We start from the raw sequence: 509 nt of genomic DNA on the forward strand, positions 1-509 counted from the left end.
CACGCGGCCACCGGCATCGATGCGGCTACCGTGGCCCCAGTGCAGACCACACTGCAAAAACGCATCCTGCGCGCCTTCGTTGCTCGGGGCCTGCTGGAGAACTGTGACGCCAAAGACATGCTGGGCTACAAACACAGCGGCTTCTCGGTGGATGCGGGGGTGTGCATCGAAGCCCACGACCGCGCTGCGCTGGAGCGGCTGCTGCGCTATTGCGCGCGTCCACCGTTTTCCATGGAGCGCCTACGCAAAGAGGGAAGCAAACTGGTGTACCGCTGTGCCAAACAGCGCAGCGAGCCCACCAGTGACAAGCGTGGTGCCAAGGCAGATGAGCTGCACCTCACACCGCTGGAACTGATCGACCGCATCGCCGCGCTGGTGCCACCGCCACGCACCCACCGGCACCGCTACTTTGGTGTGCTGGCACCAAACTCGCCGCTGAGAGCGGCGGTAACGGCGCTGGCTCAGCCTGCTGCGTCGCAACCAGCCACGGTGGAGACTGCACAACCTGG

The 509-nt window shown here is 65.0% G+C and carries 1 protein-coding gene; it reads left to right on the forward strand.

Going from position 1 to position 509, the window contains the following annotated elements:
* The coding region (locus tag BN2503_RS19180; protein ID WP_199445297.1) for a transposase at nucleotides 1–509 on the forward strand (509 nt) is incomplete at both ends.

Source organism: Paenacidovorax caeni (assembly GCF_001298675.1).
Taxonomy (GTDB): domain Bacteria; phylum Pseudomonadota; class Gammaproteobacteria; order Burkholderiales; family Burkholderiaceae_C; genus Paenacidovorax; species Paenacidovorax caeni.